The sequence below is a fragment of the Nocardia cyriacigeorgica genome, assembly GCF_010868145.1.
GTDB lineage: Bacteria > Actinomycetota > Actinomycetes > Mycobacteriales > Mycobacteriaceae > Nocardia > Nocardia cyriacigeorgica_D.
On record NZ_JAAGUY010000010.1, the window covers coordinates 113,087 to 125,390 of the forward strand.

The 12,304-nt window shown below is 66.8% G+C and carries 11 protein-coding genes; 5 read left to right on the forward strand and 6 right to left on the reverse strand.

All coding sequences use genetic code 11. From position 1 onward, the window contains the following. Position 1 precedes the first annotated feature (1 nt). Both GV792_RS14555 and GV792_RS14560 read left to right on the forward strand, forming a co-directional pair. Positions 2 to 187: a hypothetical protein gene (locus GV792_RS14555; protein ID WP_163824627.1), complete on the forward strand. Its 186-nt coding sequence runs from the start codon at positions 2 to 4 to the stop codon at positions 185 to 187. Positions 188 to 346: 159 nt separating this feature from the next. Beyond that, a complete protein-coding gene (locus GV792_RS14560; RefSeq protein ID WP_163824628.1) occupies positions 347 to 805 on the forward strand; it encodes a DoxX family protein in 459 nt (152 codons plus the stop codon). Positions 806 to 947: 142 nt separating this feature from the next. On the opposite strand, the gene GV792_RS14565 is transcribed toward GV792_RS14560, so the two are convergent. Continuing rightward, on the reverse strand, positions 948 to 1,430 hold the full coding sequence (locus GV792_RS14565; RefSeq protein WP_256671603.1) for a DUF6326 family protein: 483 nt from the start codon (positions 1,428 to 1,430) through the stop codon (positions 948 to 950). Positions 1,431 to 1,586: 156 nt separating this feature from the next. Here GV792_RS14565 and GV792_RS14570 point away from each other — a divergent pair, with 156 nt between their 5' ends. Together GV792_RS14570 and GV792_RS14575 are read left to right on the forward strand one after the other, a co-directional pair. Next, on the forward strand, positions 1,587 to 2,726 hold the full coding sequence (locus GV792_RS14570) for a sensor histidine kinase (protein WP_163824629.1): 1,140 nt from the start codon (positions 1,587 to 1,589) through the stop codon (positions 2,724 to 2,726). Next, a complete protein-coding gene (locus tag GV792_RS14575; RefSeq protein ID WP_163824630.1) occupies positions 2,723 to 3,379 on the forward strand; it encodes a response regulator in 657 nt (218 codons plus the stop codon). The genes GV792_RS14570 and GV792_RS14575 overlap by 4 nt, the downstream gene beginning before the upstream one ends. A gap of 162 nt (positions 3,380 to 3,541) precedes the next feature. Here the strand turns inward: GV792_RS14575 and GV792_RS30105 are convergent, their stop codons facing one another. After that, positions 3,542 to 5,110, reverse strand: coding sequence for a PucR family transcriptional regulator (locus GV792_RS30105; protein WP_163824631.1), 1,569 nt, complete (start codon positions 5,108 to 5,110; stop codon positions 3,542 to 3,544). Between the two features lie 167 nt (positions 5,111 to 5,277). On the opposite strand from GV792_RS30105, the gene GV792_RS14585 reads away from it, so the two are divergent. Beyond that, positions 5,278 to 6,534 (forward strand): NAD(P)/FAD-dependent oxidoreductase, encoded by a 1,257-nt coding sequence (locus tag GV792_RS14585; RefSeq protein WP_163824632.1) that lies wholly within the window; start codon positions 5,278 to 5,280, stop codon positions 6,532 to 6,534. A 112-nt stretch (positions 6,535 to 6,646) separates the two neighbouring features. Here the strand turns inward: GV792_RS14585 and GV792_RS14590 are convergent, their stop codons facing one another. Genes GV792_RS14590 through GV792_RS14605 form a run of 4 tightly spaced genes read right to left on the reverse strand, consistent with a single transcriptional unit; the run spans position 6,647 to position 12,303 of the window. Continuing rightward, positions 6,647 to 8,413 (reverse strand): N-acyl-D-amino-acid deacylase family protein, encoded by a 1,767-nt coding sequence (locus GV792_RS14590; RefSeq protein WP_163824633.1) that lies wholly within the window; start codon positions 8,411 to 8,413, stop codon positions 6,647 to 6,649. Between the two features lie 5 nt (positions 8,414 to 8,418). Continuing rightward, positions 8,419 to 10,065, reverse strand: coding sequence for a class I adenylate-forming enzyme family protein (locus GV792_RS14595; protein WP_163824634.1), 1,647 nt, complete (start codon positions 10,063 to 10,065; stop codon positions 8,419 to 8,421). A gap of 34 nt (positions 10,066 to 10,099) precedes the next feature. Next, positions 10,100 to 11,146: an NAD(P)-dependent alcohol dehydrogenase gene (locus tag GV792_RS14600; protein ID WP_163824699.1), complete on the reverse strand. Its 1,047-nt coding sequence runs from the start codon at positions 11,144 to 11,146 to the stop codon at positions 10,100 to 10,102. Continuing rightward, positions 11,146 to 12,303, reverse strand: coding sequence for a serine hydrolase domain-containing protein (locus GV792_RS14605; protein ID WP_163824635.1), 1,158 nt, complete (start codon positions 12,301 to 12,303; stop codon positions 11,146 to 11,148). The genes GV792_RS14600 and GV792_RS14605 overlap by 1 nt, the downstream gene beginning before the upstream one ends. Between the last annotated feature and the right edge of the window lies 1 nt (position 12,304).

Genomic DNA, 12,304 nt, shown 5'->3' on the forward strand with positions numbered 1-12,304 from the left:
CGTGACCTCGCCAGTGATGGACGAGCAGTACTACGTCCAGTTCGAGCTGGGTGGCCAACAGGTCGGGCTCGATCCCAACGGGCACGCCAAGAGGCTGACCGGCGTTGCCCCTTCTGGACTGTCGACGATATCCGCGAGCGCGTCGCCGAACTGGTCGCCGCGGGCGCCACCGCCGTGCAGGCGGTGACCGACGTCGGCGGCAGCCATCGGACGTGGCGACGAAGCACACGAGGTCGTGTCCGTCGAGGCGTCACATTCGCGGTCGCTGGACTGTCATCCATGACAAGGGAAGATCCGGTGCCCGCCCGTATGGCGGGAATCGACCATGCACTTCTGGAGGAATGAAATGCTGAAACGCCGCACTGTGCCGACGTGGTTGCGTACTGGCTTCTACTGGTTCTTGGCTTTCGAGTTCTTTGTGGGGTTCGCAACCAAATTCTGGCCGGGGGAGACCTTCTTCGGACCGCCCTACTCCGAGAAGTTCGCCGACTGGGGCTTCGACCCGAATATGCGTTACCTGGTCGGGGCGATGGAGCTGGTCTGCGCGATTCTGCTGCTAATTCCGCGCCGGCAGTCCAGATTCCTCGGCGCCGCAGGGCTGGTGCTGCTACTCGCCGGCGCAGTAACAACGCATGTCATCGACGACGCGCCAGTCTACGAAGAGGTGTCGGCGCCACTGCATCTGGTGATCATGCTGTGCGTCGCGACGGTGAACTGGCCCGCCGCCCCACAGGAACTGATTCGATGGCGATCCGCACCTACGCTGCACATACAGCCGTCGAGCGCGGCCCCGGTGCGGAGCTGACCGGTACAAACTGCAAGCCCCTCGTCGTCAACGCTGCCGGAGGTCTCCGTGGGACACGGCGCAGGTTGCGCGAAACGTTATGAGTTGCGCTCCTTTTCAAGGAAGAGGCGGTGGGGCGTTACTCGGTTCAGCCACTGAGGGTTCACGCTTGCTGCTGGGCGCGAACGGTTTTACGGTCCGCCATGGTCGCCGAAGGTGCGGTGCGGGGCCAGGTCCAGGCGTAACGCAGGATGAGGGCGAGAAGGATTACTTCCAGCACGATGCCAAGACCGTAGAAGTACAGCCAGGACTCGCCCATCGCGTTGAATGCCGTGACGGGGACGTAGAGCGAAGCCACGATGAGGTTCGCGATGCGGTTCACCCTGGCGGGCAGCGTGATCGACAGCATGACCATGAGGATCGGGATGGCCATGAGGGTCAACGCGGTGGTCGAAAAGGTCTGGGAGAGGTCGAATTCGAAGACTCTGCCGTTGAGGATGTCTTGGATGACGCCGGGCGTGAAGAAGTTGAGAATGTCGACGTAGGCGTACAGGAACATGAAGCTTGTCCACGCTGCGGCGAGCTTGGCTCGTACCGGCATCGGCTGGTCTTCCAGTGTGGTGGTGGGTTGGCGTGTTCGCATCATGGTCTCCTTTGTGGTGCGGATCGGTAGGTCTACGATCGCTGAGCCCGGCGGCGGGAACACCGGCCCGGAGGCTGGAGTTCGCCTGGCCGATGGCACGATCTCTCTCTCGTTCTTTCGGCGGGTACGCCGAGGCGCGCCGATCCCTATGCTTGAGCCGTGGTCACTGTCCGGCGCTCCGTCTGGCATGAACCGCGGCCTGTTGACGCCCCACCCATCGGTCGTCTCGACTGGCTGCTGGTGGGCGTGTTCGCGGCCGCCGCCCTGGTCGAGGGCATCGTTCGGCCCGACGTGGCGTGGCGGCCCCTGGTCGCGGTACTCGCCCTGGCGCTGATGCCTGCCCTGCTCTGGCGGCGGAGCCGCCCCCTGACGGCCGCCCTGGTCGGGTGGGGCATCGCCGGGCTGCTCTCGGTCCTCCAGCTGACCGCGCACGCCGGAGACCTCGGCCTCTACACCATGATGGCCGACTTGATCCTGCTCTACTCCCTGGTGCGGTGGGGCTCGGGACGAGAGATGGTCGTGGGGTCGGCGTTCGTGACAGTCGTCGTCGCGCTGGGGATGTACGCCTCCTCCGCGGGCTGGGCCGACGTTTTCGGCGGAAGCGTCCTCTTGCTGTTGTTCGTCGCCCTCGCGGCGGTGTTCCGCTACCGCGCGGACCTGTGGCATCGCCAACAGCGCGAGATCCGCAATCAAGAGCGGGTGGCGCTGGCGCGCGAGCTGCACGACATCGTGGCCCACCACATCTCGGCCATCGCGGTGCAGGCGCAGGCCGGTGGCGTGGTCGCCGGCATTCAGCCCGAGAAGGCTGTCGAGGTCCTGGCCGCGATAGAGTCCGAAGCGTCGCGAACCCTCGCAGAGATGAGATCCATGGTGCGAGTGCTGCGCGAGGAGGAAGCCGTCGCCTACGCACCGCCGCTGGGTGTCGCGGACCTGCCCGCCCTGGCGCGCGCCGACGCGCCGCCCACTGTCGAGGTCTCGCTGGACGGTTCGTTGACCCGGCTGTCACGCCCCGTGGATGCCGCGCTCTACCGGCTCGCGCAGGAGTCGCTGACCAACGCCGTACGGCACGCCCGGAGCGCGACCCGCGTCGGGATCGACGTACGCCGCGTGGGTGATGCTGTCAGGCTGCGTGTCAGCGACGATGGACAGACCGAGCCGGGGCCGGTCCCCGAGCCCGGATTCGGCCTGCTGGGCATGGCCGAACGTGCCCAGCTCCTTGGCGGATCGCTCTCCGCGGGGCCGGGGCCCGAAGGTGGCTGGGTGGTCGAAGCGGTGCTGCCCGTGGAGGCGCGGGTATGAGCATCCGTGTTGTCGTGGCCGACGACCAGGACCTGGTCCGGACCGGGCTGGTGATGATCCTCGGCGCGCAACCCGGCCTCGAGGTCGTGGGGGAGGCGGCCGACGGACTCGCAGCGCTCGACCTGGCGACCCGGCTGCGTCCCGATGTCCTGCTCGTCGACATCCGGATGCCCGGACTCGACGGCGTCGAGGTGACCCGACGCCTGGCCGGGCCGGGCGTAACGGACCCGATGGCGGTCGTCGTCATCACCACCTTCGACCTCGACGAGTACGTCCTCGGCGCCCTACGCGCAGGCGCCCGCGGCTTCCTGCTCAAAGACGCCGGGCCGGAGCTCCTCGTGCAGGCCATCCGCGCGGCGGCCAACGGGGACGCGCTGATCGCCCCCAATGTCACCCGCCGACTGCTGGCGACTTTCGCCGACCAGGTGCCGGCGATACCGGTCCAGCCCATCGACCCACTGACCGAGCGCGAGGAGGAGGTGCTCGCGCTGGTAGCACGCGGCCGGACCAACGCCGAGATCGCCACCGAGCTCTTCGTCGGCCTGAGCACGGTCAAGACCCACGTCGCATCGTTGATGGCCAAGCTCGACGCCCGCAACCGCGTCGAGATCGCGATGTGGGCATACGACACCAGACGCGTGAGAGCCGATTAGTGGGTACAGATCTCAGCGCAGGCCCGTGGTCTTGGCTGTCCAGCAGGTGCAGCCGGCGCCGGGCGAAAGATGCTGATGCACTGCTGTGACAGGTCGAGGGGGCGATCTGATGGGCCGCACCCTGACCGAGGCTGACAGGTCCGCTGTCGCGGGGCGGGAACCTCACGGATGGGAAGGAGGGGGACCGTCGAGGAGGCTGAGGGATTGAAGGTGCAGAGCAAGCCGCATACGGCTGTCCTTCAGGTCGACGCCGAGCAGATCTGCGATCGTGTTCATTCTGTAGCGCAATGTATTCGGGTGAACAAGAAGTTGCTGGGCTGCGCGTTTCGGTTCGCCGAGATAGGCGAGATACGTGGCGAGAGTGCGTACGTATTCGGTTCCGCGCTCGCGATCGGCCGCGATCAACCTCGACAGAGGGCTCGTGTCGAGAGTCGGACTTCGTTTCAGTCCCGAAGTCACGCGGGCGATCACAACTTCATGCCACGCGTCTTCGATCGCTGATATCGGGCTCGTCCGCCCGGTTCGTGCGAGTTCTCTGAGTTCGGCGGCCTCACTTCGCGATCGAGGAAGCTCGCCAGCACTGCTGACGGCACATCCGGCGACCACGATGACGGTTGCGTCCTGAGCCCGCATATCTGACGACAGACCCCGTAGCCACGGCCATGTGCCCGCAACGCGTGGTGACCCCTCACTCGCCACCACAGTCATCGGGAGGCCGTCGACCTCGGTCACCGAAGGACGCGCCCATCCGAAGCGGCGCAACGTCAATTCCCAATGCTCGAGTTGATACTGGAGGTCCTCCTGGTCAGATTCTCTGACGAGAGCGGCGACCCGCCACGGTCCGTTGGGTAGCCATGTGGCCGACTCCTCATCGGGCGTGATCAGCGCTGCACGCAGCCGCTCGATGGTCACCCGGCGGGCCGTACCGGACACCGCACGAAGGCGCAGCAGATGCAGGGCGACCACAGAGGCCGTTTGTGTCAGGTCGCGGAGTTGTTCCTCGGGGATCGGCCCGGGATCCACTACCCATATCGAGCCGAGCAATTCTCGGCCGGCGCGCACGGGGATGATCAGGCGCGGCAGGACTCCGTCGGGACCGGAATCGACCCAGATCGGCTCGCCGGAAGTGTGTAGCCGCCGGAAGACACCCCGAGATGTGAAGTGTCGCAGGACCGGCTCCGGAACGCGACGTCCGACGATGGTGGAAATGCGGGCGCGGTCGACCGATTCCTGCAATTCGGAGTAGGCGAGCACACGGGAGTGGGCATCCTCGATAGTGACCGGCGCCGAGACGATCGCCGCTGCGGCATCCGCGAAGGTGAACAGCTCGCTGTAGCTGCTCACATTGCGTGCGTCCAGCCCATCCGGTGCCGCGGAATGATCGAGGATTGCGCGGATAAGCCACATCACATGCGTCCAAGACGCCGCCGGTTGCAGCGCGATGACGGCTAGTCCGAGAGCCTCGGCGCGTTCGAGGACGTCGGCGGACGCCGCGACCTGGGACTCGAGGACCACCGCAGTGGCCTTCGCGCGCGCCGACCGGCTCAGCACCTCGAGCGCGGAGGCTTCGTCCCGGACTCCGTGACAGAGCACGAGCACCTCGGAGTCCGGGTAGATCTCGTCGCAGCTGTCCGCGAGGACCACGTCACGCACGGTGTCGCGGCGGCCCGCCAGGAGAAGCCTGACCATGGCGCCACCAAGGGACTCGACCAGTGTGTCGATTGCGATCACCCGAGGCTCCTTCCGGCTCCGCCCCCGACTGGAACAACTCGCGAGAAGCCGTCCCAGCTTGTGGTGAGAACACTAATACACCCCGTCCAGCTGGCGTGATCGCACAGTGACTCTCTGTGCTGGGCGACCGATGATCGAGCAATATCCACTGCCCGAAAGAGGTCCCCATGAGTGTCCGCGGCACATCACCCCGGCGAGTCGGCGTCATCGGCGCAGGAATGGTTGGTTTGTCCACAGCCTGGTTCCTGCAAGAACAGGGCATGGAGGTCACGGTCCTCGACCGCGGGGCGGTGGCTGCCGGGGCATCCTGGGGAAACGCTGGATGGATCACTCCTGGTATCAGTACGCCGCTCCCGGAGCCTGCGGTATTGAAGTACGGAATCCACGCGGTCGTCAGTCCGTCGTCACCGGTGTACGTGCCGCCGAGCCTGAATCCTCGACTCATCCGATTCTTGTTGTCGTTCGTTCGTCACAGCACGACCACCCGGTGGAAGGCAGCGATGGAGGCGCTGGTGGCCATCAACCGCCACGCTTTGGCCGCTTTCGACGAACTCGCCGATGGGGGAGTGACTGTCCGAACCAACGACGCGAAGTCGTTTCTCGCCGCGTACCGCACCACGGCCGAACAGCAGGTGCTCCTCGACGAGTTGCGGCATATCCGGGCCGCCGGCCAGACGATCGAATTCGACGTCTTGTCAGGTGCCGAGGCGCGAGAAATCGAACCATCGTTGTCGGACCGGATCGGCACCGCGATTCGGCTCCACGACCAGCGGTTCATCAACCCGGGTGAGTTCGTCGCTGGTCTCGCCGACGCCGTTCGCGCGCGTGGGGCGTCGGTCGAGGAACGAGTTCGGGTTGACAGTGTCGTCGACGAGGGTTCCGGAGTCCGGGTCACGACCACGGAAAGAGATGACGAGCGGTTCGATGCGCTGGTGCTGGCCACCGGCGCCTGGTTGAGCCACGATGCGCATGGATTCGGTGTCCGCATCCCCATCCAGGCCGGGCGCGGATACAGCTTCAGCGTATCGATCGACCACGTACCGGCCGGCCCGATCTACTACCCGGCCCAGCGCGTCGCATGTACACCCATCGGAGACCGCCTGAGAATCGCGGGGATGATGGAGTTCAAGGCGCCGGATGCTGCGCTGGACCGTCGGCGGATCGCAGCGATCGTCGATGCGGCGAAGCCCCTCTTGCGCGGCGCCGACCTCGACGACCGCCACGATGAATGGGTCGGTTCGCGCCCGTGCACGCCCGATGGGCTCCCCGTGATCGGAGCCACCCGGTCCGAGCGCGTATTCGTCGCAGGCGGTCATGGCATGTGGGGCATCACTCTCGGGCCCGCCACCGGACGTCTACTCGCCGAGCGGATCGCCACCGGGACGGCACCGGCAGAACTTGCCCCGTTCGATCCACTGAGATGAAAAGATCTGCCGTGCACGGGTAGTACCTACCGCTCCGAATCACGCGTACGGGATGCCGTCGGCGGTGCGCCGGAATGTTCTATCGTTTCGTCATACACGTGCCCACCACGCGCTACCCGGTCGCGTCGGAAATCGTGGTGGTGGAAGCGCGGAGGAAACGGCCGGTCCGGCAGGTGCCGAGTGTTCGAGCCGGTGCGCCCTCGCCGAAGACGACCACGCCGTTGACGAACACCGCCGAGACTGTGCCGTCGTCGCGGTTCACCATGCGCGACAGATTGTCGAACGGGGCGACCGGGGATTCGTGGTAGGCGTCGAGTGAATCATCCAACCGAGCCGGATCGAGGACGACCACATCGGCCCGGTCGCCCACCCGCAGATGTCCGGCGTCCAGGCCGTACCAGTCCGCGAGCTCACCGGTGAGCCGGTGGACCGCGCGCTCCACGGACAGGAACGGGCGTCCCGCTTCCGCCGCGCGATGCACTCGGCGCAGGAAGCGCAGACCGTAGTTGTAGAACGCCATGTTGCGCAGGTGCGCACCGGCATCGGAGAAGCCCAGCTGCACACCGGGATCGGCGGCGAGCCGATCGAGTACGTCCGGCCGATGATTGGAAATCGTTGTGCGCCAGCGCACTTTGCCTCCGTACTCGACGACGAGGTCCAAGAACGCATCAACGGGGTGCACGCCGCCGCGCTCCACGCCCACCTCGCCGAAGGACTTGCCGATCACCGTCGAATCGGGGCATTCGACGATCTGCGCGTCGAACAGGTCGCGATGCCATACCCGTGGGCCGTACTTCTTGTCGTAGTCCTTGCGGAAACGCCGCCGGTACTGCTCATCACGCAGCAGTTCCCGGCGTTTGTCCACCTGATCGGCCAGATGCAGCGCTTCCGCGCCGGACCCGAACTCCTCGAACACCACCAGGTCGATGCCGTCGGCGTAGACCTCGAACGGCACCGGAAGGTGTTGCCAGCGGAAGTTTCCACCCAGTGCGTTCAACACCCGTGCGATCAGCGGGAACACGTGTGCGACGCCGGGAATGGCCTTGATGTCGGCGGCGGAGAGCAAGCTGACCTTCAACGGCTTGCGGAACAGGCCGAGGCTGGATGCCGCCATCGCGACGAGGCTCTGCGGCCGGGCTACGTCGGGTCCGCCCTGCAACGCCCGTCCGCGCTGCCGCAGGATCGCGTTGAGCCGGCGGCGTTCCCTGGTCGTCGCGTACGTGGAGGGCAGGGTGCGTGACCGACACACTTCGCCGTCGAGTTTGTCGAACATCAGCTGCTGGGACGACATGCCGACGAACCCAGCGTCCAGCGCCTCGGTCAGCTTCGCTTCCATCGCGGCCAGTTCGGCGGCGTCGGGCCGGACGTCCTTGCTGGTAGCGCGCTGTAGCCCCAGCTCGGCGGCGCGGATATCGGAGTGTCCGATGAACGCGGCGATATTCGGGCCCAACGGCAGTTGTTCCAGCGCGGCCACGTATTCGTGCGCCGAGTTCCAGGTCTTGTGCTCGTCGACCGCCGTGACGACGTGTTTGCGCGGAATCGCTTCGACCCGGGCGAACAGGTCGCCCGCGTCGGAGGCGCCGACGTGCACCGTCGATAGTGAACACGATCCGAGCAGCACCGTGGTGACACCGTGCCGGACCGATTCGGCCAACGCCGGATCCTGGAGCACTTCGATGTCGTAGTGAGTGTGGATATCGATGAGGCCGGGGATCACCCATTGTCCGCTGGCGTCCACGACATTCGGGCACTGGGGGTCGTCGATCGGGTCGGCCGAGACGTTCGCGATTCGACCGTCCCGGATACCGAGATGCCGGATCTCGGAGGGTGCGCCGGTCCCGTCGAACCAGCGGCCATTGGCAATGATCGTGTCGTACATGGGATTCACACCTCGAGACCTGTGCGCACGACCTTGCCGGTCGCATTGCGCGGGAGAGCGGTGGTGATGAGCCGCCAGCGGGCAGGCACCTTGTAATAGGCGAGCCGTTCCGTGGCGTACGCGTGCAACGCGTCTTCGGTGATCGCCGTGGTGTCGTCGACCACGACCACGGCGGCGACCTGCTGTCCGAGGTCGTCGTCGGGGACCCCGACGACAGCGCATTCCCGCACCGCGGGGTGCTCGTCGAGGCACTGTTCGATTTCGGTGGGATAGACGTTTTCCCCGCCACGCAGGATGAGATCCGAGCGTCGCCCCGACAGCCGCAACCTGCCGTCTTCGAGCACACCGATGTCGCCGGTGCGCAGCCATCGGTCTGTGGTGATCGCCGCGGCGGTCGCCGCCTCGTCCTGCCAATACCCGAGCATGACGTACGGGCTGCGTACCCAGATCTCGCCTTCGACACCGTCGGGGACCGTTGTGCCCGCCTCGTCGTGGATCTCCAGTGCTACTCCGATGATCGGTCGCCCGACGCTGTCGGGGAAGGCGGCCAGCTCGGCCGGGGCGGCCAGCGTCGCGGCAGTGCTGCATTCGGTCATTCCATAGCTGGTCACCAGTGCGTTGCGGGCCACAGGCAGCTGGTCGCGCAGCTTCTGCTGCAGCGCCGCCGACGACGGCGCCGAGTTGAGCGAGAATGCGGTCAGCGAGGACAAGTCGTAACCGGACAGTTCGAGCTCCAGCATCCGCGTCGCCATGGTCGGCATGGCGCCCCAGTTGGTGATGTGTTCCCGCTCGATCAGACGCAATACCCGGTCGGCGTCGAATGAGCCCTGGTGGATCACCGCCGCATCACCGGTTACCAGCCGGGGGATTACCAGGTTGTGCAGGCTGGCGATATGGAACAGCGGCGAGGTGACCAGAAACCGCCTACCGGTAGGTGGTTGTGCCGCCCCGGTGAGCGCCGCGGTCAGCGCGTCGCTGAAGAGGTGATAGTCGATGACCGCCAACACATTTCGATGGGAATGTACCGCGCCCTTTGGCCGTCCACTGGTGCCGCTGGTGTACAGGATCACCGCGGGGTCGTCTTCATCGAGCTCGGTGTCCGGCAGGGTGTCGGTCCGGTATTCGGCGACGAGCGCGGGGACGTCCTCCTCCATGGTGAGCACCGGGATACCGATATCGAGTTCGGCAACGAGCGCAGCGCGCTTGGCGTCCACGATGAGCACAGCCGGGGTGGTGTGCCCGATGCCGTAGGCGATTTCCCGCGGCGCCCACCACGCGTTGTAGCCCGCGACGATCGCGCCGAGTGCCTGCGCGGCCCAGAACGTGACCACCCATTCTGGTGTATTCGCCGCGAGAATGCCTATGCGGTTGCCCTTTTCGACGCCGTATTTGTCGCGGAGGGCAGTGGCAAGGGCGGCAACGGCGGCGGCGTGCTCGGTGAAGGACAGCCGGCGGTCCGCGGTGACCAGGTAGTCCCGATCGCCATGTGCGGCGGCGGTGAGTACGTCGCGTAAGGAGGTCTTGCGGTGACGCATCACCGGCATCGGTGCGCCGAGGACGTCTTCGACAACCATCTCGAATCGGCCGCCGGGGCCGGTGAGCGTGTTCGCCGCCTGGGCCACCAACGTGTGCAGGTCGATCGGCTTTGTCATATCGGTAGTACTTCCTCGTTATGGAGTGTGTTGGTCACGGGTCGGGAACCAGGACCGCTCGGCCGGTGATCAGGCCACGTTCGAGTCGGTCGAGGGCAGCCGGGCCCTCGGCCAGTGGGAAACGCTCCACCTCGACGCGCAGCGTGCCCGCCGCGGCCAATGCCACGCCGTCGATCAGGTCGGATTTGGTGCCGCCGTAGGATTTTCGGACCGAGGCGCCCCACGGCCAGCCCGGACCGCCCGCGGGCGCCGCCGTGATCTCGGGTGCGCCGCCGCCGAGGCCGATCATCCGGTAGGCCCCGTTGGGCGCCACCGACTCCACCGAAATTCGCGCGGTTGAGTCGATACCGACGAAGTCGAATACCGCGTCGGCGCCGCGGCCCCGGGTGCGGGCCAGGATGTCGGCGGCGGTGCTGTCACCCGCGAGGAGCCCGTCCGAAGCACCGCACCGCGCGGCGAGATCGAGTTTGCCTGCGCTGACGTCCACAGCCAGCACCCGGGTCGCCGTGGTGGCGGCGAGCATCTGCACCGCGACGTGCCCGAGCCCGCCGATCCCGATGACCACCGCCACCGAACCGGGCCCGAGGTGCTCGCGCGTGCCGCGGATGGCGTGCCAGCTCGACAGTGCGGCGTCGGCCAGTGGGGCGGCCTGGGTGAAATCGAGATCGCCGATCGGCACGAACGAACTCGCGGGCACCCGGATGTAATCGGCCATCCCGCCGTCCGGCCCCAGACCGGGGCAGGGCGGCATGGCGGTGCGGCCCGCGGCTTCGCAGACGTTCTCGTTGCCGCTGACGCACTCCCGGCACACACCGCACGACCAGCACAAATACACCACGCCGCGCTCCCCGGTGCTGCGGCCGACGACGGCATCGCCGACCGCCTCGATGGTGCCGGCGACTTCATGGCCGAGGGTCAGCGGCTGCTCGCGCACGCGGACCGGGAGGTGCAGCACGTGCAGATCCGAATGACAGATTCCCGCCGCGCCCACCCGCAGTAGTAGATCGCTCGGGCCGATATCAGGGATGGGCACTTCGCATAGTTCCAGCACACCTGGTGCGGTGAGCTGTAGCGCCCGCATCATCCGCGCACCGCCTCGAATGTCGCGCGCAGGTAGGCGTCGGCGCGATCCGAGCCGATCAGGCCAGGGGCCATCCGGTTCATGGTGTAGGCGAAGGTGGTGCGGTGGTCGAGGTCGTTGACCACCATCGCGCCGCCGAACCCGGCCCACCAGCACACCCGGCCCTCGGGGACCTCCGGCGCCGTCTGCGGTTGCGGCAAGCCGTAGCCGATGCCGAAGCGCAGTGGTAGCAGCAGCGCGAGATCCACGCCATCGGACTGTTTCCGGAAGATCAGCTCGATCGTCCGGTCCGATAACAGCCTGCGACCGCCCAGCTCGCCGCCGCAGGACACCAGCGACTGCACCCGGGCCACCGAACGGGCATTGCCGTGGCCGTTCACGGCGCCGATCTCCGACTGCCGCCAGCCCGGGCTCGCGGTCTCCGCTATGTCGAGCAGCGGGCTGGTGAGCGTCTTGACCAGGATGCTGTCCGGATCCAGCGTGGCCATGTCGAATTCCGGCATGGCGGGCGGGATCAGGGTGGCGATCCGCCCGTGGTGCTCGGGCGCGGTGCCGATATGGAAGTCCGCGCCCAGCGGCCCGGCGAGCTCTTCGGCGAAGAACTCGCCCAGCGTGCGCCCGGTGACGCGGTGGATCACCGTGCCGATCAGGTGGCCGTAGTCGAGTGCGTGGTATCCCGACGCCGTGCCAGGTTCCCACCACGGGGCTTGGCCGGCCAACCGGGCCGCGGACGCCGCGGTGTCGTAGATGTCGGGCAGTTCGATCGGCGGCTGCCATCCCGAGACGCCGGAGGTGTGGGCGAGCAGGTGCCGGATTTCGATGCCGCCCTTGCCGTTCGCCGCGAACTCCGGCCAGTACCTGGCAACCTTTGCGTCCACATCCAGCTCGCCGCGGTCTACGAGCAGCAAGGCGCACAGCGCGGTCATCGTCTTGGTGATGGAGAAGACGTTGACCAGGGTGTCCTCGGTCCATGGCACGCTGCGTCGCGGGTCACGATGGCCGCCCCAGAGATCGACGACCGTTTCACCGTCGACCGTGATGCATATCGAGGCACCCAGCTCGTCGCCGGAGGCGAGCCGCGCCTCCAGCTCTGTGCGGACCTGCGCGAATTGCTCGGCGCAGAAGCCCGACGTGGCGGTTCCTGTCGTACTGGTCATC

What these genes read in the sequence shown, in the direction of transcription:
- GV792_RS14600 (WP_163824699.1), bottom strand. Translation starts at nt 11,146, where the DNA reads ATGCGGGCGCTACAGCTCACCGCACCAGGTGTGCTGGAACTATGCGAA.
- GV792_RS14585 (WP_163824632.1), top strand. Translation starts at nt 5,278, where the DNA reads ATGAGTGTCCGCGGCACATCACCCCGGCGAGTCGGCGTCATCGGCGCA.
- GV792_RS14590 (WP_163824633.1), bottom strand. Translation starts at nt 8,413, where the DNA reads ATGTACGACACGATCATTGCCAATGGCCGCTGGTTCGACGGGACCGGC.
- GV792_RS14575 (WP_163824630.1), top strand. Translation starts at nt 2,723, where the DNA reads ATGAGCATCCGTGTTGTCGTGGCCGACGACCAGGACCTGGTCCGGACC.
- GV792_RS14560 (WP_163824628.1), top strand. Translation starts at nt 347, where the DNA reads ATGCTGAAACGCCGCACTGTGCCGACGTGGTTGCGTACTGGCTTCTAC.
- GV792_RS14605 (WP_163824635.1), bottom strand. Translation starts at nt 12,303, where the DNA reads ATGACCAGTACGACAGGAACCGCCACGTCGGGCTTCTGCGCCGAGCAA.
- GV792_RS14595 (WP_163824634.1), bottom strand. Translation starts at nt 10,065, where the DNA reads ATGACAAAGCCGATCGACCTGCACACGTTGGTGGCCCAGGCGGCGAAC.
- GV792_RS14565 (WP_256671603.1), bottom strand. Translation starts at nt 1,430, where the DNA reads ATGATGCGAACACGCCAACCCACCACCACACTGGAAGACCAGCCGATG.